Here is a 22,491-nt window from a genome sequence, read left to right as displayed (position 1 = left end):
CTTTCAGGCTTCAACGAGGGAAGCCGCGAGGCGGTCCAGGTCAGCGGTAGCTTCAGTGTGGCAGCGGTTGGCTTCCGCCACGCGGACCACCTCGCCGATCACCAGGACGGCCGGGTTGGTGCAGCCCGCGGCCGCGGTTTCGATGGTACCGAGTTCGGCGATGGTGGTGCGTTGCCCGGGACGGAATCCGCGTTCGACGACGGCCATGGGCATCGCCGGATCCATCCCGGCCCGCCGGAGCCCGGCAGCGAGTTGGGGGAGGGTGCCGATGCCCATGAGAACCACGATGGTCCCGCCAAGCCCGGCCAGCCCCGCCAGGTGCGAGTGCTCCTTCGCGGTGAGCGGTGCGTGCCCGGAGACAACCGTGAACATGTGGCTGACCTCGCGGTGCGTGACCGGTATGCCGGCGGCCGCCGGGACGGAGATGGCGCTCGTGACGCCCGGGATGACGCGGACCGGGACACCCGCACGCACGCAGGCGCTGACTTCTTCGCCGCCGCGGCCGAACACGTAAGGGTCACCGCCTTTGAGCCGGACAACGTTCTTGCCGTCCAGGGCGGCGGCCACCATGAGCTTTTCGATGTCGCCTTGGGGGACCCTGTGATGCCCGGGGCGTTTGCCGACGTCCACCAGTTCAGCGGACGTCAGTTGCGCCAGCTCCGCGCAGGGGGCGAGCCGGTCGTAGAAGACGACGTCGGCATCCCGCAGCGCGTTGAGCGCGCCTATCGTCAGGAGTTCCAGGCTGCCGGGCCCTCCGCCGACGAGGGTGACCTGCCCGGACGGGCCCGCAGCCGGTTCGCTGGCGACGGGGATACCCGCTTCCCGGCAGCGAGCGAGCAAGGGTTCCCAGCCGGGCCGGCCGTCGTCGACAGCTGCGACCAGGAAGGGGCGCTCGGGCAGCGGGCCGTCGGAGTCGGCGCCGTCGGGAGTGCTGAGCCGGTGGACGACGGCGCCGGCGGCTTCGAAGCGCCGGACGGCTTGCCGTGCGGCGTGAGCTGAGCCGGTGACCAGAACGTCGCGGCCGGTGAGATCGATGGTGAGCTGCATGGGTTGGTGCTCCTTAGCCCTGGCCGCGAACGGGGATGGTGCTGGCGATGAGGACTCCGCCTTTTTCCTCGGCGGTGGCGGGACGGATCTGGCCGCGTTCCGGCACGAAAGAAATGGCCTCGTCCTTCTGGTCGGGGGCGTTCACGAACGAGCGGAAGCGGCGCAGGCGTTCGGGATCCTTGAGGGTCTCGGCCCATTCGTCCTGGTAGCTGTCGATGTGCCGCCCCATGGCGGCTTCGAGGTCGCTGGCGATGCCCAGGGAGTCGTGGATGATGACGTCCTCGATGTGCTTCAGGCCGCCGTCGAGCTCTTCCTGCCAGCGTGCGGTGCGCTGGAGGCGGTCGGCGGTGCGGATGTAGTACATCAGGTAGCGGTCGATGTATTTGATCAAGGTGTCGTCATCCAGGTCTTGGGCGAGGAGTTGGGCGTGGGCGGGCAGGAAGCCCCCGTTGCCGCCGACGTAGAGGTTCCAGCCTTTGTCGGTGGCGATGACGCCGACATCTTTGCCGCGCGCTTCGGCGCATTCGCGGGCGCAGCCGGAGACGCCCATTTTGAGCTTGTGCGGGCTGCGCAGGCCCCGGTAGCGCAACTCGAGGTTGATGGCCATGGCCACCGAGTCCTGGACGCCAAAGCGGCACCACGTCGATCCGACGCAGGACTTCACGGTACGCAGGCTCTTGCCGTAGGCCTGGCCGGACTCGAAGCCGGCGTCGACGAGTTCCTTCCAGATCTCCGGTAGCTGTTCGAGGCGGGCACCGAACATGTCGATGCGCTGCCCGCCGGTGATCTTCGTGTAGAGGCCGTACTTCTCGGCGACGGCGGCAATGACACCCAGGCCTTTCGGCGTGATTTCGCCGCCGGCGATGCGGGGGACCACGGAGTAGGTGCCGTCCTTTTGCATATTGGCGAGCGCGCGGTCGTTCGTGTCCTGCAGGGTGCCGCGGCCGGCGCCCAGGACGTATTCGCTGTTTTGGCTGGCCAGAATCGAGGCGATGGTCGGCTTGCAGATGTCGCAGCCCGCGCCAGTGCCGTATTTGGCCAGGATGTCTTCGAAGGATGTCAGTTCCAGGACCCGGATGGCGTCGAAGAGTTCCTGGCGCGAGAGGCTGAAGTGCTCGCAGAGGGCCTTGGACACTTCGATGCCGGACTTCTTGAGCTCCCCTTCGAGGAGCTTCTTGAGCATCGGGACACAGGATCCGCACTGGGTCCCGGCCCGCGAGCACGTCTTGAGCTCGCCGAGTTCCTGCACGGGGGCGCTGCCTTCGCAGGAGCCGCAGCCGTTGATGGCATCGCGGACACTGCCTGCGGCCACGTTGTTGCAGGAGCACAGGATCGCGTCGTCCGGCAGTTCGGTCTCGGGGGCTTCCCCGCCGCCGGCGGCGGTGAGGTAGGCGCCGGGCTCCGCCGGGAGTTCACGGCCGAGGAGCGGACGCAGGCTCATGTACGGGGTGGCGTCTCCGACGAAGATGCCGCCCAGGAGGGTCTTTGCGTCATCGGTGGTGACGATTTTCTGGTAGACACCGCGGGCCGGGTCGGCGTAGACGATCTCGAGCGCTCCCGGCTCCTTCGCGAACGCATCGCCGAAACTGGCAACGTCCACGCCGGAGAGCTTGAGCTTGGTGGCGGTGTCGAAACCGGGGAATGTCGCTTGCCCGCCGTGTAGTCGGTCGGCGACGACTTCGGCCATGGTGTTCGCCGGTGCCACCAACCCCAGGCACATGCCGTTGAAGTTCGCCACTTCACCGATGGCCCAAATGCCCGGGACTGCCGTGGCGCAGTAGTCGTTGATGACCACGCCGCCCTTCTTGCCGAGCTGAAACGAGTGTTCCTTGGCATCGGTGGTGACCGCCGCGTCGCGGAACAGCTCATCGCGGGGGCGGATGCCGATGGACGCAATGACCATGTCGGCAGGGATGACGCGCCCGTCCTTCATGAGGACGCCGGTGACTTGGCCGTCGTCGTCGGACAAGATTTCGGCCGGGTACGTTCCGGTGAGGACTTCCAAGCCCTTGGCGGTGACAAGCCGGCCCAGCGCCTGGCCGGCGCCCTCATCCAGCTGGGCGTTCATGAGCCAGCGTGAACCGTTGATGACCGTGGCCCGGGCGCCCAACTCCATGGTTCCCGCCGCTGCTTCCAAACCGAGGAGGCCGCCGCCGATGGTCACGGTCCTGACCGTCCGGCCGAGCTTCTCCGTGAGTTCGGCGATGGCCTTGTTGATGGCCCAGACGTCGTCGAGCGTGCGGTAGACATGGGCAAGGCCGCCCCCGGGGAAGGGGAGCTCGGCGGCGTCCGAGCCCGTGGCCACCACCAGGTGGTCGTAGTGGTAACTGTTGCCGGTAGCAGTTTCCACGGACTTTGCTTCGGGGTTGATCCTGACCACTCGCTCGCCCCTGCGCAGGGAGATGGATTCGTGCTCCCACATGGACATCTCGCCGAGGGTGAGGTCGTAGTCCACATCGGTCAGCGCCTTGCTCAATGTGACCCTGTCATATGGAACGTGCGCTTCTTCGCTCAGGACCGTGATCTGCCAGCCGTCGAGACCGCGGGTATGCATGGCATCGGCAAAACGGTGGGCAGCAGGGCCTCCGCCGGCTACAACAACACGGCGCTGGTTTTCCGGGGTGGAAGTGTGTCGGTTTTCTCTGGTGGAAGTGTGTCCGGTCACGGGTGGCCTTTCGCAAACGCCGCAGAACGTACTCCGCAACTTGTCACTTCAGGCTACGCACGGGCAGTTTCTCCTCAGTTTCCCGTTTGTTTCGTGGTCTTAACTTCTGGGTCACGGTTGGATGTCGGGGCGTGTGAGGTCTCTTTTACCCATCGGACACATTGGCTGCGTTCCGGTGAAACAGTCGCCGCCTACCTTGAAGGTGTGGCCGTTCGGCGGCCGCCGCCTTAAGGGAAACACCGGGCGCCTGCACCGGGCACCTTGAGGAAAAGGCAGCATTTGTCCGGCTGCAGGCATAGCGATAGGGGTTGACATGACCGTCATTCTGGAACGGGAAGAACGGCTGGCGAGCGCAGCGGGCGCACCCGGCTGGCACCGGGTGTGCCCGTTGGACGAATTGGAGCCGGCATGGGGCGAGGCGGCGTTGATCGACGGCGTGCAGGTGGCGCTCTTCCGCCTCGACGCCGACAATGTCTACGCAGTCGCCCAGCAGGACCCCGTGACCTTGGCCAACGTCATGGCCCGCGGGATCACAGGGTCCCGGGGATCACGCCCCACCATCGCCTCACCGTTGCACAAAGAGGTCTACGACCTGCAGACAGGTGAGTGCTATTCCAACCCCGGGCTCCGGATTCCGGCCTTCAGGACCCGGATGGTTGATGGCTTTATCGAAGTCGAGCTGTAGCTCAGAGCCTCAAGCCGGGCACCGCCGTCGTCCGCTGTCGCGGAGCCCGAGAGCTCAGAGCCCGAGCGCTTCGCGGACGTCCGCGAGTATGTGGTCCAGCGTGATCCGCGCTGCGTGCCGGGTTTCCGCGAGCTCCGCGGCGGACCCGACCGACTTGATGACCTCCAGGTAGCACTTGAGCTTCGGCTCGGTGCCACTGGGCCGGATGATGACGCGGCTTAGGTCTTTGGTCAGGTAAAGCAACCCGTCCGTGGGCGGCAAGTGTTCGCTTCCCTCGGCCAAATCCACAAACGTCTCGATGGCGGAACCGCCAAAGGACTCCGGCGGATCTGCCCGGAGCCGGTTCATCATGGCATCGAGCAAACCAAGGTTCGCCACCCGGATGCTGAGCTGGTCACTCGCATGCAGGCCGTGCACCAGATAGATCTCGTCCAGGGTGTCGAAGATCGTCTTTCCTTCGGCCTTGGCGGCTGCCGCGAGTTCGGCGATGAGCAAGGAGGCGGAAATGCCGTCCTTGTCCCTGACCAGATCGGGTGCGACGCAGTAGCCCAAGGCTTCCTCGTAGCCGTACACAAGTCCCGGCACCCGGGAAATCCATTTGAACCCCGTGAGCGTTTCCTCGTGCGCGAAGCCGGCTGCCTCGGCGATGCGGGAGAGGAGCCGGGACGAAACGATGGAGTTGGCGAAAACTCCCCGTGCCGCGTCGCCTTGCCGCGCATCCGCGGCGTGCCTCGTCACCACATGTGCCCCAAGCAGGGCGCCGACTTCGTCGCCCCGCAGCATCCGCCACGCACCGGTGTCCGGATCCTGTGCCGCTACTGCCGCGCGGTCGGCGTCGGGGTCGTTGGCCAACACGATGTCGGCATCCAGGCGCGCCGCCGTCGCCAGGGCCAGGTCCAGCGCGCCAGGCTCTTCCGGGTTGGGGAAACTGACCGTGGGAAAGTCCGGATCCGGTTCTGCTTGCTCCTCCACGAGCGAGACGTCCGTGAAGCCTGCCTCCTTGAGTACGGACACGGCCGTCTCGCCACCCACGCCATGCATAGGGGTCAACACGATCTTCAGCTCGCGGGCCGGGAAATTCTCGACGTCGGCCAGGGCGGCCATCGCGGCCTCATACTCGCCGGTGATGGAAGGGGGTAGCTCAGTCCAGCCGGATTCGGCCAGTTCAATGGAATCCAAGGGTCCCACGGCTTCGATGCTTGCGGCGATCTGCGAATCGTAGGGTGCCACGATCTGGGCTCCCCGGCCGCTTTCCTCCACGGCCCGGCCGCCCAGGTACACCTTGTATCCGTTGTCTTGCGGGGGGTTATGGCTCGCTGTGACCATGACACCGCCGTCGCAATCAAGTGAGCGGACCGCGTAGGCGAGCAACGGGGTGGGAAGTGCCGAGGGCATCAGGAAGGTCTCGATTCCGGCAGCCGTGAAGATGGCCGCGGACTCGCGCGCGAAGACGTCCGAGTTGTGCCTCGCGTCATAGCCGACGACGGCGCGCGGCCGGGTTCCGGGAGCAGCCGCCTCAACGGCGTCCTTGAGGAAGGCCGCCAAACCTGCCGCTGCCCGCCGCACCACAACGCGGTTCATCCTGTTGGGGCCGGGACCGAGGGCGGCGCGGAGTCCCGCGGTACCGAACTGCAGCGTTCCGCTGAAGCTGTCTTCGAGCTGCTGGCGGGCCGCGGCGACGCCGCCTGAGGCAAGCCCAACCAGTTCGGACAGCGCCGCCGCAGTGACCGGGTCCGGGTCCTGGGCCGCCCACTCGCTGGCTTCGGATATCAGCTTTTCAAATTCGGCATCGCTCGATGTCATACGAACAAAGCTATCGTCAAAGGCAATGAATGCCGAGGTCGCGGCTTGTGTCAGCTGTCACAGTGTGGCCACTCCGGCAGCGCCAGGGACGCTCCCGGAGTGGGCACACGAGGCGGGTTGGCTATTTGGCCTGCGTGGAGCGGGTCCGCAGCAGGGCGGTGACGCCCGCGGCCAAGCCGATCAAACCGGCGGCGAGTCCGAACCAGCCCGCAGTGGATCCGGCGTCGCTGGATGACGCCGATGCCGCAGCCGACGGAGCCGGGGACGGTGAGGACTTGGAAGCACCCGATGCGGCCTCGTCGCTGGCGGTTGTGACGAACGAGGGAGCCGGGTGTTCCGGTTCCGGCTGGCCTTCAACGGTCTTCTGGTCCCACTTCACCACTGTGCCGTCGGTGTAGCTCTGGGTCGCGGGCAGGGTGATGGTGGTGCCGGCGTCGGGCAGGACACCTACCGAGATCGCGAACGCCTGGTATTCGTTCTGTCCGATCTGGTGTGCCGCGTCCGCGGTCCAGACCACCGAAGTTACCGCCTTGGTTACCGTTGCTCCCGCAATCGTGACGGGTTTCGGCAGGGTGGTGGTGACCAGCTCGGCCGTCCATCCGTCCATCGGCTTCACGGACACCGAGTTGAAGGGGGTATCGGTGGGAAGTGAGACTTCGAGCTTGTTGGTCTTCGCCGTCGGGGACTCGTTGGGGACGTTGAAGGTCAGGTGGGTGTAGCCGCCCGCTGCGGGGTCGTCCGGATTGACGTGGACGTGTGCGGAGGCGGTTGAGACGCCGAAAGCGAGCAACCCGGCGGCCATCGTGGCGGCGCAGGCGGTCTTGAGGGTACGGCGAATGGAGGTCTTCATGGCAATGATGCCCTTTCACAAGGAAATGCGGTTATGGACCGGGGCAGACGGAGCTCCGGACCTATGAAGTCAGCGAGGTGCCGCCCGTCCTTGCCCGTGGTGAAAGGGGAGACTCAGGCGGCTGGCATCGAGGCTGGAGGGCCGCGCCGGGAAGGAAGCCGAAGGCCGGGAAGGCTGCGGGGACGCACAGCCGGGATCGGGCATGAAGCCGGGGTGTGAAGCGGTTGGATCGCCGTCGGAGCGGGCAGGTGCACCAACGGGCGAAGCCAAGCCGCCAGCGCCCAAAGTGCTTGTTCGCCGCGCGCGAGAATCAGGGCCGTGCCCAAGGTTGCGACCGTGTGGGCAGCGAGCATCTGCCAGTCGATGTCCGCGCCGTGGCCTGAAGCAATGGCGCTTATGGTCTCCGGGGCCGGCGCCAAGGGGCTATGTCCGGCGTGCCGGGATTGCTGCGGCGCCGTGATGGAAGCTTCGGAAAAGGCCTGGAAAGCCCAGTGGAGGCAAAGCTGCCCGGCTCCCAGTAGCCCTCCGAGGACGGGCAGTGAAAGCCGGGCGCGCGTCAGGATGGCGACCGGGAGGACTGTCAGGGCACAGAGCGCCATCAAAATAGCTGGCGCCGGGAGGCTTCCGCCACCGGCCAGGTGTCCGCCGGCGGCCAAGCCCAGAATGATGGAACCGATCAGGCCCGTTCGCAGGAACCGGAAAGGCGCGGCGGTCATGTCGGCGGTCCTTTCCGGTTCGGGCGCAGTTGCAGCAATCACTCGAATTCTACTGCGCTGCGAACTCCGGAACAGCCGGGGGTTCCTGCCGCTGCCCGATCAGAGCTTGGCGATGATGTCCGCCAGGAGCCGGGAAATGCGCGGGCCTGCCATTTGCCCTGCCTCGATGACTTCCTGGTGGCTCAGCGGTACGGGGCTGATGCCTGCGGCGAGGTTCGTCACCAGGGAGATACCGAAGACCTCCATGCCTGCGTGCCGCCCTGCGATGGCCTCCAGGGCGGTGGACATGCCCACCAAGTCGGCGCCGATTCGTTTGGCGTATTGGACCTCGGCCGGCGTTTCGTAGTGCGGGCCGGTGAACTGGGCGTAGACGCCTTGGTCGAGCGTCGGATCCACTTCGCGGGCCAAGTCCCGGATCCGGGAGGAGTACAGGTCCGTCAGGTCGACGAACGTGGCGCCTTCAAGGGGAGAAGCCGCCGTCAGGTTGATGTGGTCACTGATCAGCACGGGTGTACCGGGCGCCCAGGCTTCGTTGAGGCCGCCGCAGCCGTTGGTCACCACCAGGGTCTTGCATCCGGCTGCAGCGGCTGTGCGCACGCCGTGTACTACAGCGCGAACGCCTTTGCCTTCGTAGTAGTGGGTGCGCGCGCCGAGCACGAGGGCACGCTTGCCGTCCTTCGTCAGGACCGAGCGGATGGTGCCCACGTGCCCCTCAACGGCAGGAGCGTGGAAGCCGGGAACTTCCGACGCCGTGAGGGTCGCCGTCGTTTCGCCTATGAGGTCCGCAGCCGCACCCCAGCCCGAGCCGAGCACGAGCGCGACATCGTGGGATTCGACCCCCGTCTCGGCCGCGATGTAGTCGGCCGCGGCTTTGGCGGCTTCGAATGGGTCTGTTTTCATCAGCTCTGTGTTACTCACTGGTACAAACTACAGTGCCGCGCGCGCCGTTGAACAGGGCGCGGTTGGGCAGGCTGCCGGGCCCTCTCAGGCGGTGCTGAGTGGCAGGTCCGTCCGCATTAAGTGAGAATGGAACACTGTGACCATGCATCCTGACTTCAGCTCACCACGAATTGCGATCCTGGGCGGAGGTCCAGGCGGATATGAAGCGGCAATGGTCGCGGCGCACTTGGGAGCGAGGGTAACGCTCATCGAGCGCGCCGGGCTAGGCGGCTCCGCCGTCCTCACCGACGTCGTACCTTCCAAAACCCTGATCGCGACGGCGGATCTCATGACCCGCGTGGGCGAGGCGGGGGAGCTGGGAGTCAAGTTCGCCGTCAACGGCAGCGATGTGGCGCCGGGAATGCGCGCGGACCTCGGCCATATCAATGACCGCCTCCTGCACCTCGCACGGGAGCAGTCGGACGACATCCGGGTGGGCTTGGAGAAGCTTGGCGTTGAGATCCTGATGGGCTCCGGAAAGCTCTTGGACAACCACACCATCGAAGTCATCACGTTGGACGGCGTCCAGACGATCACTGCTGACGCGATTCTCTTGGCCGTCGGCGCACACCCCCGCGAACTGCCCACTGCAAGGCCCGATGGTGAGCGCATCCTGAACTGGGCACAGATCTACAACCTCGAGGAGCTTCCGGAAGACCTGATCGTCGTCGGTTCCGGCGTGACGGGTGCCGAATTCGCCTCTGCGTACAACGGCCTCGGCTCGAACGTGACCCTGATTTCGAGCCGCGACCAGGTGCTGCCCGGCTCGGACAGTGACGCAGCCCAGGTTCTTGAAGGAGTATTCAAACGGCGCGGCGTGCGCGTTTTGTCCCGCTCGCGCGCGGAGGCCGTGGAACGGACCGACGCCGGTGTCCAGGTGACGCTAGGCGATGGCAGCACCGTCTCGGGCAGCCACTGCCTCGTTTGTGTCGGTTCCATCCCCAACACCGCCGGCATCGGCCTGGAAGCGGCGGGTGTGGAGGTGACTGATTCCGGCCACATCAAGGTCGACGGCGTTTCCCGCACCACGGCGCCGAACATCTACGCTGCCGGTGACTGCACGGGTATCCTGGCCCTCGCATCCGTCGCGGCAATGCAGGGCCGCATCGCTATTGCGCACTTCCTGGGTGATGCCGTCATGCCCATCAAGCTCCACCAAGTGGCTTCCAACATCTTCACCTCACCGGAAATCGCCTCTGTGGGCGTCTCCGAGGCTGATTTGGAATCAGGCAAATACCAGGGCGACGTCATCACGCTCTCGCTTCTGAGCAACGCGCGCGCCAAGATGCGCCACACCAAGGACGGCTTCGTCAAGATCATCGCCCGCAAGGGGTCGGGCACCGTGATCGGCGGCGTCGTGGTGGGACCAAACGCCTCTGAGCTCATCTTCCCGATCGCTGTTGCCGTGAAACAGAAACTGCACGTTGACGACCTCGCGAGCACCTTCACCGTGTACCCCTCGCTGACCGGTTCCATTTCGGAAGCGGCGCGGCGATTGCACGTGCATATGTAAGGCTCTGGGGCCTGGGCCGCCTGGATCTTCGACACGGAAAATGCCTCACGACACGGAAAATGCCTCACGACACGGAAAACGCCTCACGACACCCGAATTCGGGTGTCGTGAGGCATTTTGCGTAGCGTGGAAACAGGTGCGCGACGTAGGGTGCCAACGACGCGGATGACCGGGTTATTTTGTCGGTGCCTGCTGGCAGAGTGTTTCCATGGAAGCGATCGGACACCTCACCACCCGCCAGGGCGCTGTGCCCGGTGACCGGTCCGTAGTGTTCCGTACGGGGCCGGAGCCGCAGTTGGTGACCGCGGGTCGTCAAGCGCCGGGGCTGCGCCGACTCGCTCTGCTGGAGCCGAACGAGGATCGCAGCGGCGATCATGGTGGTCCGCAGCGGGTTTTGGAGAGTGCTCTCGCGGCGTTGAGGTCGCTGGCACGGACGGCGGGCGACGACGTCGGGCCGCTGGGGTTGCAGGACTCCGCTGCGTTTGCCTTCCGCGTGGAGGAGCTGTCCCGCGCCCTGGATTATTTGCAGGTCGTCGCCGCGGGGCAGTTGCACCGGGTGCGGCAGCAGGAGCCGGGCAGCGAAACTGGCTGGACCACCGGCTGGGCGGTAACCCGGCCGGCCGGTTCCAAGCCTGGTGTCGGCAACGCCGGACCGGACGTTGACGCAAGCGGTGCCAATACCGGCGTCGAGGACCGCGGTCTGGATGCGAAATCCGTCCGGGCCGAGTTCCGGGAGTTCAGGAACACCGGTGAACACCTGCGCTCGCTGCTCCGGATCAGCGCGGCCGAGGCCCGCCGACGCCTTGCCCTCGCGGAGAACCTGCTGCCCGGCCGTTCACTCACAGGGCAAAGGATAGAACCGCGATTTGGCGAAGCGGCCGCGGCCTTGGCCTGCGGGAGCATCGCTTCCCGGCAAGCCAGCACCATCACCATGGCTCTTGAACGCGTCCGGCCCTTGTGCAGCCCCGAAGCAGCCGCGGACATGGAACACGCGCTGACCATGACAGCGGGCGAGAACGACGCCGATTTCGTGGCCAGGATAGCCCGCCGCTCGACCGAAGCCATCGACCAGGACGGTACCGAGCCCAGAGAAGAAGCCCTGCGCCACCTTCAGGGAGCCTTCCTCCGTCGACCCAAACACGGGCTGCAGCATGTGGAAATCTTCGCCACCCAGGACCAATACGAGCATCTGCTCGCCGTCATGAACACCGCCACCAATCCCCGCACTCGCACCTCTCAGGAGCCCGGACCGAAGGACAACCAGGTGGACGCGGGCTGCGGGAGCGGGCTGACGAACGGTCCGGCAGACGGTGGGCCGGGTGGTTCACCCGATGATGCCGCGACCCTGGACCGCCGCACGAGGGCGCAGAAACTCCTGGACGGGTTGCTGGGCGCCTGCAAGATCGCCCTCGCATCAGGGGCTTTGCCGGCGGCCGGAGGCCAGCGCCCCCAGATCATGGCCACCATCGCCTACCGGGACCTCCTCGGAGAGCTCAAAGAACTCCCCGCGTTCAGAGAGGCCGGGCGAGCCACGGGTACCGGGAGCCTCACATTCACCGGTCCGGTCCCGGCGGGCACGCTGCGGAAGATCGCCTGCGACGCCGATATCATCCCCGTCGTCCTCGGCGGGGAAGGCCAAGTGCTGGACATAGGCCGGGCGTCCAGGATCTTCCCCGCCCACATCCGCAAAGCCATCGTCGCAAGGGACAAGGGCTGCGCATTCCCTTCGTGCACCATGCCAGCCCCGTGGTGCGAAGCCCATCACATCACCTATTGGTCCAGAGGCGGCCCAAGCAGTGTGGAGAACGGCGTCTTGTTATGCAGTCACCACCACCATCTGATCCACAAGGAAGAGTGGCACATCCAAATTCAAGCTGGTGTGCCCTGGTTCATCCCGCCACCCCATATCGACCCACACCGACAACCACGTAAGAACCGCTACTTCCAGGTGTGAACACGCACGGGTCCGGCCTGCCTGGAGCCTGCGCTGTACCGTCCGGAGGCGTTACTTGCGCACCGCAGGGTGCCGCACCAAGGGACCTGGGATTCCGCAGGGACGCCTCGCGTTCTCTGGTTTACTAGGGGCATGGGGGACCTGAAAGACAACGAAAATCGCACACTCAAAGTGGACGGCCTGGTCAACGGACGCGACCTCGGTGGTCTGAAACGCTCAGACGGGACCGTCACTCCGCGAGGCGTCTTCTTTCGGAGCGAGAACGTCGATGGGATCACAGGGAACGGATGGCAACAGATCTACGATGCCGGGATCCGCAGCGTGGTTGACCTCCGTCAGCATGGGGAACGCAACACCGATTGCCAGGAACGGCCCGGCTGGCTGACCACGCTCCACATCGACCTTGACGGCCTGGAAAACAAACGCTTCTGGGCGGACTACTGGGATAACGGCCTAGTGGGCACCGCGCTGTACTTTTTGCCCCACCTTTCGGCCATGCCCGAACGGGCCGGCGCCGCAATTTCCGCTCTTGTCAACGCGCCGCAGGGCGGAGTTCTCTTCCACTGCATGGGCGGCCGCGACAGAACCGGCCTCGTCGCCATGGTTCTGCTTCAAGCAATCGGCACGGACCTGGAACGGATCGTCGATGACTATATGGAAACAGTCAGATTAGGTGACGTTCGGGCGACCCGCAGCAACCGAAACAACGCTGAACCTATGCTGGAAGAACTGTGCCGGCAACACGGAACAACAACCGAAGGCGCATTCCGGGACACCCTCGCAAAATTCGACTTGCAGGCCTTCCTCGATGCAGCGGAGCTGACCGACAAAGATCGCGAGGCATTGTTCACGTGGCGCGGCGCGATCACCACCCCACAGCCCTAACGAAGTAGGGTACCAATCGTGGAAGACGCAATGATCAACGTCCGTGAAGCAAGCGCCGAGGACACGGAAACACTCTGGGCTGCCTGCCTTGAAGCAGCGAATTGGAACGGAGATATCCGATTCACAAAGGATCAGCTCATGAATGATCCGGAACTCTCGCACTATGTCCAGGGCTGGCTCCGCAACGGGGACTTCGGCGTCGTCGCTGAGGCCCGTAGTGGAGAAGGCATCGGCGCTGCATGGTGCCGCACCTTCCCCGCCGACGACGCCGGGTACGGCTTCGTGGCGGACGACATACCGGAACTGTCCATCGGCGTCGTGCCCGGCCATCGCGGAAGGGGTGCGGGCACGGCCCTCATGACCGCCCTCATAGACCTCGGACGCTCTCGCGGTGAAAGGGCTATCAGCCTCAGCGTCGAGGACGGCAACCGCGCCCGGGACCTCTACGAGCGGCTCGGGTTTGTTCGGGTCGGCCGGAACGGGGGCTCGGACACCCTATTGCTCGAGCTATAGGGAGAATGGATCCGAGTGAAAAAAGCCTCACGCCGCAACCCCTTGGAAATGCCGCTCAATAATCCGCTTGATATCCCCATGGCACCCGCCACACCCCGTCCCCGCGCGCGTCGCCTTGGAGACCTCCGGCACGGTTGAGCAGCCATCCAGCACGGCTTCCTCGATGCTCGCTCCGCTGATCCCTGCGCAGCGACAAACCGTGCGCTGGGAATCATTGTGCGAAGCAGGAGTATCAAGCTGGTCCGGGCCGTCCAAGCGCAGCAGCAGCGAACGGTCGGCGGGCAGTTCGGAGCCGCGTTCGAACAGCATGACAAGCTCGGCGGCCGTCCGAGGCATGCCCACGGCCACGAGGCCTTCGAGCAGGCCGCCCCGCGTTGTCATTTTGACGTAGCGCCCGTGTCCGGGATCGGCCCACTGTGCCACTTGGCGCCCGGGCATCCCCTCGGAGACGGACAACAATTCGTCGTCCCACGGCTCTGCGGCATTGTCGCCGGCGACCGCAAGATTGATGCCGCGCGCCTTCAACAGCACGACGCCGGGCCTCTCCTGCGGCAGCGGGGCCAGCGTATCGGCAGCATCCTGGCCACCCTCGGCAAGAAGGATGAGGTACTCCGCAAGCCACTCGGCCTGCCGCCAGCCGGGACCTACCAGGCCGGAGGGACCAAGGGCCGTGCGGCATTCGGAGCACCCGGCATCGGCGCAGCGGACTTCCGCGCAGTCGCCGATCGCGAACATGTGCGGCTCGTGGTGCGTCCGCAGGCGGTGGTCCACCAGGATGCCGGTAGCGGCGGGGATCCCACAGCCTTCGGCCAGTTCGATCCGGGGGCGCACGCCGCAGGAAAGGACCAGGAGGTCGCCTTCGATCCTCGAGCCGTCGTTCATCACCAACGCGGAAAACGTGCCGTCGGGACCATTGTGTTCGACGGCGGTGGAACGGGCGTTGCCCACCACGGTGACTCCAGTTTTCCGCAGGCTCGCCGCGAGGACGGTTCCGGCGCCGCGGTCGATGTTGCGGCCCAGTGGGAAAGAGCCGTTATGCACCACCGTGGTGGGGGCGCCTTCTTCCGCCGCGGCCAGTGCGGTTTCAAGACCGAGCACGCCGCCGCCGAGGATGATCACGCGCTTCCCGGCAACCACGGCTTCCCGAAGCTGCGCCGCGTCGCGGAGGTCCCGCAAGGCTGTGACACCCGAGGGCAATACGGGGTGTGAGGGATCGGGGTTGATGCCCGTGAGGTTTGGAATGACGGGCCTGGAGCCCGTAGCGAACACCAAACGATCGTAGCCAGGCGTGGTTCCGTCCGAGAGGACTACCTGCTGGCGGGCACGGTCGATGCGTTTGACGGTGACGCCTAACCGGAGGTCGACGCCGTCGGCCGCCAAATCGGCTGCGTCCGCCATCGCGAGGGCGTCCGCGGTGGTTCGCCCGACGCCGAGTTCCGCCACCATGACGCGGTTGTACGCGGCCTCGGTTTCTTGTCCGACGACGAGCAGCTGGACGAGCCCGCTGCGCACGGAAGGCAACAATCCGTCCACCAGCCGGGCCGCTACCGGCCCGAACCCGACCACCACGATCCGCTCTCTCACGATGCCTCCTTGCCCTGCATAACCAATTTGCCCTGCATAGACAACACCGATTCGGCATGTGCCGGCTCTGCCTTCCGGACCCGGACCCTGCTGGACTTGAACTCCGGCATGCCTGAAACGGGATCCGTGACCGCTTCAGTGAGCAAGTTGGCGCTGCCCGGTCCTGGGAAATGGAAAGGCAGGAAGACGGTGTCCGTGCGGATCGAGTTACTGAGTTCCACCCTGCAGAGGACCTCTCCGCGTTCGTTCGAGACCCGGACGAAGTCGCCGGCGGAGATGTTTTCGGCCACCGCCGTCGCGGGGTGCATTTGCAGGAGTGCCTCCGGCCGGGCGGCCGCGAGTTCGGCCACGCGGCGGGTTTGGGCACCCGATTGGTAGTGCTCCAGCAAGCGGCCGGTGACGAGCGTCAGCGGCTCCCGCTCCGAGCCGACGACGGCGGATCGCGTGGAGCGCTTCTGCGGCACCACCGGGACCATCACCGCGCGGCCGTCCGGGTGCGCGAAGGCGTCAAGGAAAAGCCGTGGCGTTCCCGAGCTGCCGGCGAGATAGGGCCAGTACGCCGCTTCTCCGCGGTCCAGCATGTCGTAGTCGATTCCGGAGTAGTCGGCCAAGCCGCCCGCCGAGGCACGCCGGAGCTCCTCGAAGACCGCTTCGGGATCGTCGCTGAACGTGGATGGGGCTTCGAGCGACTCGGCCAGCCGGGACATGAGCCACAATTCGCTGCGGACACCCGGGGGAGGGGTGAGTGCTTTCCGACGCCGGAGCACGCGGCCTTCGAGGTTAGTCAGCGTGCCTTCTTCCTCGGCCCATTGGGTGACCGGGAGGACCAGGTCGGCTTCCAGTGCGGTCTCCGACATGAAGAAGTCGCAGACCACCAGGAAGTCCAGGCTGCGCAGGCCCTGGATCACCGCGCCGGCGTCGGGGGCCGAGACCGCAACGTTGGCTCCGTGCACGAAAAGGCAACGAACGCCGTCGGGCTTTCCCAGCGACTTCAACAGCTCCACGGCCGGCAGTCCGGGCCCGGGAATGAGGGACTCGTCGACGCCCCACACTTTGGCGACGTGCGCGCGGGCGGCCGGATCGGTGATCTTGCGGTAGCCGGGGAGCTGGTCGGCCTTCTGGCCGTGCTCGCGGCCGCCCTGGCCGTTGCCTTGGCCGGTCAGCGTGCCGTAGCCGCTGCGCGAGGAACCGGGCAGGCCCAGGAGGAGACTGAGGTTGATGGCTGCCGTGGCGGTATCGGTGCCGTCGACGTGCTGCTCCACTCCGCGGCCGGTCAGGATGTAGCTGCCTCCACGCCGGGCGCCGTCGGCGAGGCGGCGGGCGCAATCGCGGATGAGCGTTGCCGGCACGCCGGTGATCGATTGGACGCGCTCCGGCCAGAAAGCCGCGAGGCTGCGGACGATCGCCGGGTATCCGGTGGTGCGGGCCTCGAGGTATTCGGTGTCCGCGAGGCCCTCGTGAACCACCACATGGGATATGCCCAGGATGAGGGCCAGGTCGGTGCCGGGAGTCGGCTGCAGGTGAATGCCGCCGCCGTCGCCGGTAAACGCGGCGGTCGCGGAACGGCGGGGATCCGCCACGATCAAGCCGCCGGAATCACGGGCCCCCTGCAGGTGCTGGACGAAGGGCGGCATGGTCTCGGCGACATTGGAGCCCAGAAGGAAGATGACGCTGGCCGAATCGAGGTCTTCCACGGGGAACGGGAGGCCGCGGTCCACGCCGAATGCGCGGTTTCCGGCCGCGGCGGCGGAGGACATGCAGAAACGTCCGTTGTAGTCGATACGCGAGGTTCCCAGCGCCAAGCGGGCGAACTTGCCCAACTGGTAGGCCTTCTCGTTGGTGAGTCCGCCGCCGCCAAACACGCCGACGGCATCGGGCCCGTACTGCTCGCGGGTCTGCCTGACGGCGCCGGTGACCAGCATGAGTGCCTGGTCCCACGTGACTGGCCGGTGGACGCCGTCGGACCCTCTGAGCATGGGTTCCGTGATGCGTTCGGCGTGGTTCAACAACGACGGCGATGTCCAGCCCTTGCGGCACAGCCCGCCCCGGTTGGTGGGGAAGTCGCGGCCGGACACTTCAAGAGCGGCCCCCGACGCCGGCTGAGCCGAGGCCGCCGGGGTCAGGGTCATGGCGCACTGCAGCGCACAATACGGGCAGTGGGTCTTGGCGCCATTGGCCATGTTAGATGTGTCCCATCGCGTTGTGGTTGGCCTTCCGGAGGTAGCAGGCCCAGCAGACGATGAGCATCAGCACGTAGGCGCCGACGAAGCCATAGAACGCGGGGGTGTAGGAACCGGAGGCGCTGGATGCGTTGAGCACCTGGGGGATGACAAATCCGCCGTAAGCGCCGATCGCCGAGATCAGGCCGAGGGACGATGCCGCGAGGCGTGCCGTGCTGGCGGCGCTCGCACCGGAGCGGGCTGCCCGGCTGGACGTTGCGAAGATGACCGGGATCATGCGGTAGGTGGCGCCGTTTCCGAAGCCGCTTGCCGTGAAGAGGAACAGGAACAGGACCAGGAAGAGCCAGAAGTTCTTGAGCGGGAGGGTCCAGATCATGGTCAAAGTGATGATGGCCATCGCTGCGAACGCCGTGACGGTCATCCGGGCTCCGCCCATGCGGTCAGCCATGCGCCCGCCGTAGGGACGGGCGAGGGAACCGACCAGCGGGCCGAGGAAGGCGAGCGAGAGGACAACCGCGCCGATGTGCATGGAGGAGAAAGCCGGGAAGTAGTCCTTGATGAGTTTGGGGAAGACTCCGGAGAAGCCGATGAACGAGCCGAAGGTGCCGATGTACAGGAAGGCCATGATCCACAGGTGCGGTTCCTTCAGTGCGGCGATGGAGCCTGCGATGTCACCTTTGGCGCTGCTGAGGTTGTTCATGTACTTCCATGCACCGAACGCGGCCACGAGGATGAGGGGGATCCAGATGAGGCCGGCCATGGGCAGGTTGACGGTTCCGGCGGCGAGCAGGGTTACGGCGATCGGCACGACGAGCTGCGCGACGGCGGCACCGAGGTTTCCGCCGGCGGCATTCAGTCCCAGCGCCCAGCCTTTTTCGCGGGCCGGGTAAAAGAAGGTGATGTTCGCCATGGAGCTGGCGAAGTTGCCGCCGCCGAAACCCGCGAGGGCGGCTACCAGCAGCATGAGGCCGAAGGGGGTGCCGGGGTTCGAGACGCACACGGCGAGTCCGGCGGTGGGGATCAGGAGCAGGAGTGCCGAGACGATCGTCCAGTTGCGGCCGCCGAACCTCGGAACCATGAAGGTATACGGGATGCGAAGGGTGGCGCCGACCAGGCTCGGCATGGAGATGAGCCAGAAGATCTGGTTGGTGTCGAACTTGAACCCTGCGGCGGGGAGCTGGACCACCACGATCGACCAGAGCTGCCAGACGACGAAGCCGAGGAATTCGGCGAAGATGGACCAGTACAGGTTGCGCTTGGCGATGGAACGGCCGGACGCTTCCCACTGCTCCTTGTTCTCCGCATCCCAGTTGGCAATCCAGCGGCCGGGACGGTGTTCCAGTTCGGGGGCGGGGGCTGCGGGAGCCTGCTGTTTGGTGAGGATTTCGGTGCTTGGGTCAACTGTCACGGAGTGCCTCCTTTGGGGACGTTGTGCTTCCACGGTAGGGACGCCGCGTTTCGCGGACCGTCGCCGCTTGTAAACGTGCTGTGACGTTTGCCTATCCGAGGTAGTCACCACGGAGTGAGGCGATGGTGAGGTTGTTGTCGCGAGGCCCACGGGTTGAGACTTTCCCGAGCGTCCGCATGTTGGACAAGATTGTCCATTTGCTGGATAGCGCGAACTATTATTGAACTCTCAATAATCTTTGCCGGCAGGCTCAGCGACGCCGGGCCGGCGTGAACGAAAGCATCCACTACATGTCTTCCATCGCTGCATCCACGGAAAGCGGGTCAGCCGGGCTGGGAAATCAGCCGGTTAATTCGCGCGGACGGGTGATCTTCGCGAGCCTCATCGGCACGTCCATCGAGTTCTACGACTTCTACGTCTACGCCACGGCGGCCGTGCTCGTGTTTCCCAAACTCTTCTTCCCGACGGCGGACGAGACAACCCAGCTCTTGAGCTCCTTCGCGGTGTTCGGTGTCGCTTTCGTTGCCCGGCCGCTCGGTTCGATCGTTTTCGGGCACTTCGGTGACAAGTTCGGCCGCAAGGGAACGCTTGTTGCCTCACTGCTGACCATGGGTATTGCCACGTTCCTGATCGGCTGCCTCCCAACGGCGCAGGTGCCGGGGTGGAGCTTCCTGGCCCCCACCTTGCTGGTGGTCCTGCGCTTTGCCCAGGGCCTGGCGCTCGGTGGTGAGTGGAGCGGTGCCGCCTTGCTTGCAACGGAGAACGCCCCGGCCAACAAGCGCGCGGTCTACGGAACGTTCCCGCAGCTGGGTGCGCCGATCGGGTTCATCCTGGCGAACATCATCTTCCTCGTCTTCAGCTACACCCTGACCCCGGACGCCTTCGCCGCGTGGGGCTGGCGGGTGCCGTTCCTGCTCAGCGCAGTCATGGTCATCCTCGGCCTGTACGTGCGCCTCAAGCTCATCGAAACGCCGGCCTTCACCAAGGTCCTGGAGTCGAACGAAGTGGCCAAGCTGCCCATCGGCCGGGTCTTCAAGACAAGCTGGCGCCCGCTGATCCTGGGAACCTTCATCATGCTCGCGACCTACGTGCTGTTCTACTTGATGACCACGTTCACGCTGACCTACGGCACCAAACCAACGCTGGCAGGCGCCCAGGCAGCAGCGGTGAAGGCCGGAAAGCCCATGACCGATGCGGCAGCCGCTGCATTCGTCCCGGGCTTGGGCTTCTCACGCAACGACTTCCTCTGGATGCTGATTGCCGGCGTCGTCTTCTTCGGTATCTTCACGCTCGTGGCGGGTCCGTTGGCCGAAAGGTTTGGCCGCCGCAAGATGCTCCTCGCTGTGACGGCAGGGATCTTCGTGTTCGGCCTGTTGTTCGTACCCCTGTTCAGCGGCGGATTTGTCGGGACGATGGCCTTGCTGATCATCGGCTTCACGCTGATGGGCCTGACCTTCGGACCCATGGGTGCGCTGCTCCCGGAGCTGTTCCCCACGAACGTCCGGTACACGGGTTCCGCAGTCAGCTACAACCTGTCCAGCATTCTTGGCGCGGCTGTTGCTCCGTTCATCGCGGTGTGGCTCTGGGAACTGGCCAAGGGCAGCACGGTCCTCGTCGGCGTCTACCTGAGCGCCATGGCGGTGCTGACGCTCGTGGCACTGTTCCTGACCAAGGAAACCAAGGACACGGACTACGAGAACAACGTAGCCTGACCACGGCTTAAGCATCACGGATTAAACGACTTCGGCCCCGCACCTTGGTGCGGGGCCGAAGTTGTTTAAGTGGGCCCACGCTGCCCGGGTTCCCTGGCCGAGCGAAGCGAGGCTAGGGAGGCAGTGGGGATCAGTCTTCGATCGTCGCGATCACGGCACCGGCAGAAACGGTCTCGCCGGCGTTGGCCACCAATCCGTGGATGGTTCCGGCCTTGTGAGCGGTAAGCGGCTGTTCCATCTTCATGGCTTCGAGGACCACGATCAGGTCACCCTCGGCGACCACATCGCCGTCGGCCACCGCCACCTTGACGATGGTGCCCTGCATCGGTGACGTGAGGGCGTTGCCGCCCGCTACGGCAGCACTGGCGCCCGCCGAGCGGGAACGCTTCTTGACCTTGGCGCCCTTGGCACCGGCACCGGCCACCGAAGCGACAGAGCCAAGAGTCGCGGGAAGCACGACTTCCAGCCGCTTGCCGCCAACCTCGACGACGACGCGCTGGCGCTCACCGGCGTCGGGGGCTTCTGTCCCTGCCCCTGTAGGCGTCCACGCGGGGACGTCGTTGACGAACTCGGTCTCAATCCAGCGCGTGTGCACCCTGAACGGGCCTTCGGCCGGAGCGAAAGCGGGATCGGTCACTACTGCGAGGTCGAAAGGAATGACGGTAGGGATGCCTTCAACCACCATTTCCTCAAGCGCACGGCGGGAACGCTGCAGTGCCTGTTCGCGGGTGGCGCCCGTGACGATGAGCTTGGACAGCATGGAATCGAAGTTCCCGCTGATGACGTCGCCCTGCTCGACGCCGGAGTCGACCCGGACGCCAGGACCCGTCGGGTTCTTCAGGGTGGTGATGGTTCCCGGGGCGGGCATGAAGTTGCGTCCCGGGTCTTCGCCGGTGATCCGGAATTCGAAGGAGTGGCCGCGGACCTCGGGATCGCCGTAGCCGAGTTTCTCGCCTCGGGCGATGCGGAACTGCTCGCGCACAAGGTCGATGCCCGTGACTTCCTCCGAAACGCAGTGCTCCACCTGGAGGCGGGTATTGACTTCGAGGAAGGAGATGATGCCGTCCTGGCCTACCAGGAATTCGCACGTACCCGCGCCGAGGTAACCGGCTTCTTTCAGGATGGCCTTGGAGGACTCGTAGAGCCGTTCGTTCTGCTCCGGGGTCAGGAACGGCGCGGGGGCTTCCTCGACGAGTTTCTGGTTGCGGCGCTGAAGGGAGCAGTCGCGCGTGGAGACCACGACGACGTTTCCATACGCGTCGGCCAGGCACTGGGTCTCGACGTGGCGCGGGGAATCCAGGAAGCGCTCGATGAAGCACTCGCCGCGGCCGAAGGCGGCAATGGCCTCGCGCACTGCGGACTCGAAAAGCTCAGGGATTTCCTCGATGGTGCGGGCAACCTTGATGCCGCGGCCGCCGCCACCGTAGGCGGCCTTGATGGCGATCGGGAGTCCGAATTCCTTCGCGAAGGCCAGGATCTCGTCAGCGGACTCCACGGGGTCGGCCGTGCCGGGGACCAGGGGAGCGCCTACCTTTTCGGCGATGTGGCGCGCCTGCACCTTGTCGCCCAAGGCGGAGATGGCTTGCGGCGACGGGCCGATCCAGGTGATGCCAGCGTCAATGACCTTCTCGGCGAACTGAGCGTTTTCCGCGAGGAAGCCATAACCGGGGTGGATGGCGTCCGCACCCGACTGCTTTGCGACCTCAATCAACTTGTCCATCACGAGGTACGACTCAGCGGCCGTATTGCCACCCAGCGCATAGGCCTCATCTGCCAGCCGAACGTGCAGGGCGTCACGGTCGGGGTCTGCATAGACGGCCACGGAGGCGATGCCTTCGTCCCGGGCTGCGCGGATAATGCGGACCGCGATTTCGCCTCGGTTGGCGATCAAGACCTTGGTGAGAGGGCTGGAAATGGGCTGCGCCGGATTAGCTGACAAGTTGACTCCTTCTGTCCTTCAGGGAGCCTAGCGTGATTTTGAGGGTTCCGCCCATATTGATGGGGGATTCCGTGTGTGAAGCGGCCCGACTTTGTAGG

At 65.5% G+C, this 22,491-nt stretch carries 16 protein-coding genes; 6 read left to right on the top strand and 10 right to left on the bottom strand.

Translation table 11 applies throughout. From position 1 onward, the window contains the following. Positions 1-3: 3 nt before the first annotated feature. The gene (cobA, locus tag L0B83_RS01160) at positions 4-1,047 is read right to left on the bottom strand and encodes a uroporphyrinogen-III C-methyltransferase (protein ID WP_234756212.1); all 1,044 of its coding nucleotides are present in this window, start codon (positions 1,045-1,047) and stop codon (positions 4-6) included. A gap of 13 nt (positions 1,048-1,060) precedes the next feature. Continuing rightward, complete coding sequence (gene nirB / locus L0B83_RS01155; RefSeq protein WP_308193928.1) at positions 1,061-3,712, bottom strand: nitrite reductase large subunit NirB; 2,652 nt, start codon at positions 3,710-3,712, stop codon at positions 1,061-1,063. Positions 3,713-4,025: 313 nt separating this feature from the next. Here nirB and nirD point away from each other — a divergent pair, with 313 nt between their 5' ends. Then, positions 4,026-4,397: a nitrite reductase small subunit NirD gene (gene nirD / locus L0B83_RS01150; protein ID WP_234756210.1), complete on the top strand. Its 372-nt coding sequence runs from the start codon at positions 4,026-4,028 to the stop codon at positions 4,395-4,397. A gap of 54 nt (positions 4,398-4,451) precedes the next feature. On the opposite strand, the gene L0B83_RS01145 is transcribed toward nirD, so the two are convergent. The 4 genes from L0B83_RS01145 to L0B83_RS01130 form a co-directional block, all read right to left on the bottom strand. Then, on the bottom strand, positions 4,452-6,200 hold the full coding sequence (locus tag L0B83_RS01145) for a phospho-sugar mutase (RefSeq protein ID WP_234756208.1): 1,749 nt from the start codon (positions 6,198-6,200) through the stop codon (positions 4,452-4,454). 121 nt (positions 6,201-6,321) lie between these two features. After that, positions 6,322-7,050: a YcnI family copper-binding membrane protein gene (locus L0B83_RS01140; protein WP_234756206.1), complete on the bottom strand. Its 729-nt coding sequence runs from the start codon at positions 7,048-7,050 to the stop codon at positions 6,322-6,324. 113 nt (positions 7,051-7,163) lie between these two features. Then, complete coding sequence (locus L0B83_RS01135; protein ID WP_234756205.1) at positions 7,164-7,766, bottom strand: hypothetical protein; 603 nt, start codon at positions 7,764-7,766, stop codon at positions 7,164-7,166. Between the two features lie 99 nt (positions 7,767-7,865). Continuing rightward, entirely contained in the window at positions 7,866-8,666 is an 801-nt protein-coding gene (locus L0B83_RS01130) for a purine-nucleoside phosphorylase (protein ID WP_234756203.1), read from the bottom strand. A gap of 136 nt (positions 8,667-8,802) precedes the next feature. On the opposite strand from L0B83_RS01130, the gene L0B83_RS01125 reads away from it, so the two are divergent. The 4 genes from L0B83_RS01125 to L0B83_RS01110 all read left to right on the top strand — a co-directional run bounded on the left by L0B83_RS01125 (position 8,803) and on the right by L0B83_RS01110 (position 13,570). Next, positions 8,803-10,218 carry an NAD(P)H-quinone dehydrogenase gene (locus L0B83_RS01125; RefSeq protein ID WP_234756201.1) on the top strand — a complete coding sequence of 472 codons (1,416 nt, stop codon included), beginning with the start codon at positions 8,803-8,805 and terminating at the stop codon, positions 10,216-10,218. Between the two features lie 208 nt (positions 10,219-10,426). Then, positions 10,427-12,172: an HNH endonuclease signature motif containing protein gene (locus L0B83_RS01120; RefSeq protein WP_234756200.1), complete on the top strand. Its 1,746-nt coding sequence runs from the start codon at positions 10,427-10,429 to the stop codon at positions 12,170-12,172. Positions 12,173-12,304: 132 nt separating this feature from the next. Further along, complete coding sequence (locus tag L0B83_RS01115; protein WP_234756199.1) at positions 12,305-13,057, top strand: tyrosine-protein phosphatase; 753 nt, start codon at positions 12,305-12,307, stop codon at positions 13,055-13,057. Between the two features lie 18 nt (positions 13,058-13,075). Next, positions 13,076-13,570 carry a GNAT family N-acetyltransferase gene (locus L0B83_RS01110; protein ID WP_234756198.1) on the top strand — a complete coding sequence of 165 codons (495 nt, stop codon included), beginning with the start codon at positions 13,076-13,078 and terminating at the stop codon, positions 13,568-13,570. Between the two features lie 27 nt (positions 13,571-13,597). Here L0B83_RS01110 and L0B83_RS01105 read toward each other — a convergent pair whose 3' ends face one another. From L0B83_RS01105 to L0B83_RS01095, 3 genes are read right to left on the bottom strand one after another with little or no spacing between them, the layout of a single operon-like run. Continuing rightward, positions 13,598-15,154 carry an FAD-dependent oxidoreductase gene (locus L0B83_RS01105; protein ID WP_234756197.1) on the bottom strand — a complete coding sequence of 519 codons (1,557 nt, stop codon included), beginning with the start codon at positions 15,152-15,154 and terminating at the stop codon, positions 13,598-13,600. After that, positions 15,151-17,334, bottom strand: a complete 2,184-nt coding sequence (locus tag L0B83_RS01100; RefSeq protein WP_234756196.1) for a molybdopterin oxidoreductase family protein — start codon at positions 17,332-17,334, stop codon at positions 15,151-15,153. Before L0B83_RS01100 ends, L0B83_RS01105 begins: the two co-directional genes overlap by 4 nt. A 1-nt stretch (position 17,335) precedes the next feature. Further along, complete coding sequence (locus tag L0B83_RS01095) at positions 17,336-18,742, bottom strand: MFS transporter (RefSeq protein WP_234756195.1); 1,407 nt, start codon at positions 18,740-18,742, stop codon at positions 17,336-17,338. 290 nt (positions 18,743-19,032) lie between these two features. Here L0B83_RS01095 and L0B83_RS01090 point away from each other — a divergent pair, with 290 nt between their 5' ends. Then, positions 19,033-20,454, top strand: a complete 1,422-nt coding sequence (locus L0B83_RS01090) for an MFS transporter (RefSeq protein WP_234756194.1) — start codon at positions 19,033-19,035, stop codon at positions 20,452-20,454. A 130-nt stretch (positions 20,455-20,584) separates the two neighbouring features. Here the strand turns inward: L0B83_RS01090 and L0B83_RS01085 are convergent, their stop codons facing one another. Next, positions 20,585-22,393: an acetyl/propionyl/methylcrotonyl-CoA carboxylase subunit alpha gene (locus L0B83_RS01085; RefSeq protein ID WP_234756193.1), complete on the bottom strand. Its 1,809-nt coding sequence runs from the start codon at positions 22,391-22,393 to the stop codon at positions 20,585-20,587. Positions 22,394-22,491: the final 98 nt, after the last annotated feature.

This window comes from Arthrobacter alkaliphilus, from assembly GCF_021483235.1.
Lineage (GTDB): Bacteria > Actinomycetota > Actinomycetes > Actinomycetales > Micrococcaceae > Arthrobacter > Arthrobacter alkaliphilus.
This window is presented reverse-complemented; position numbering and strand designations above follow the sequence as displayed.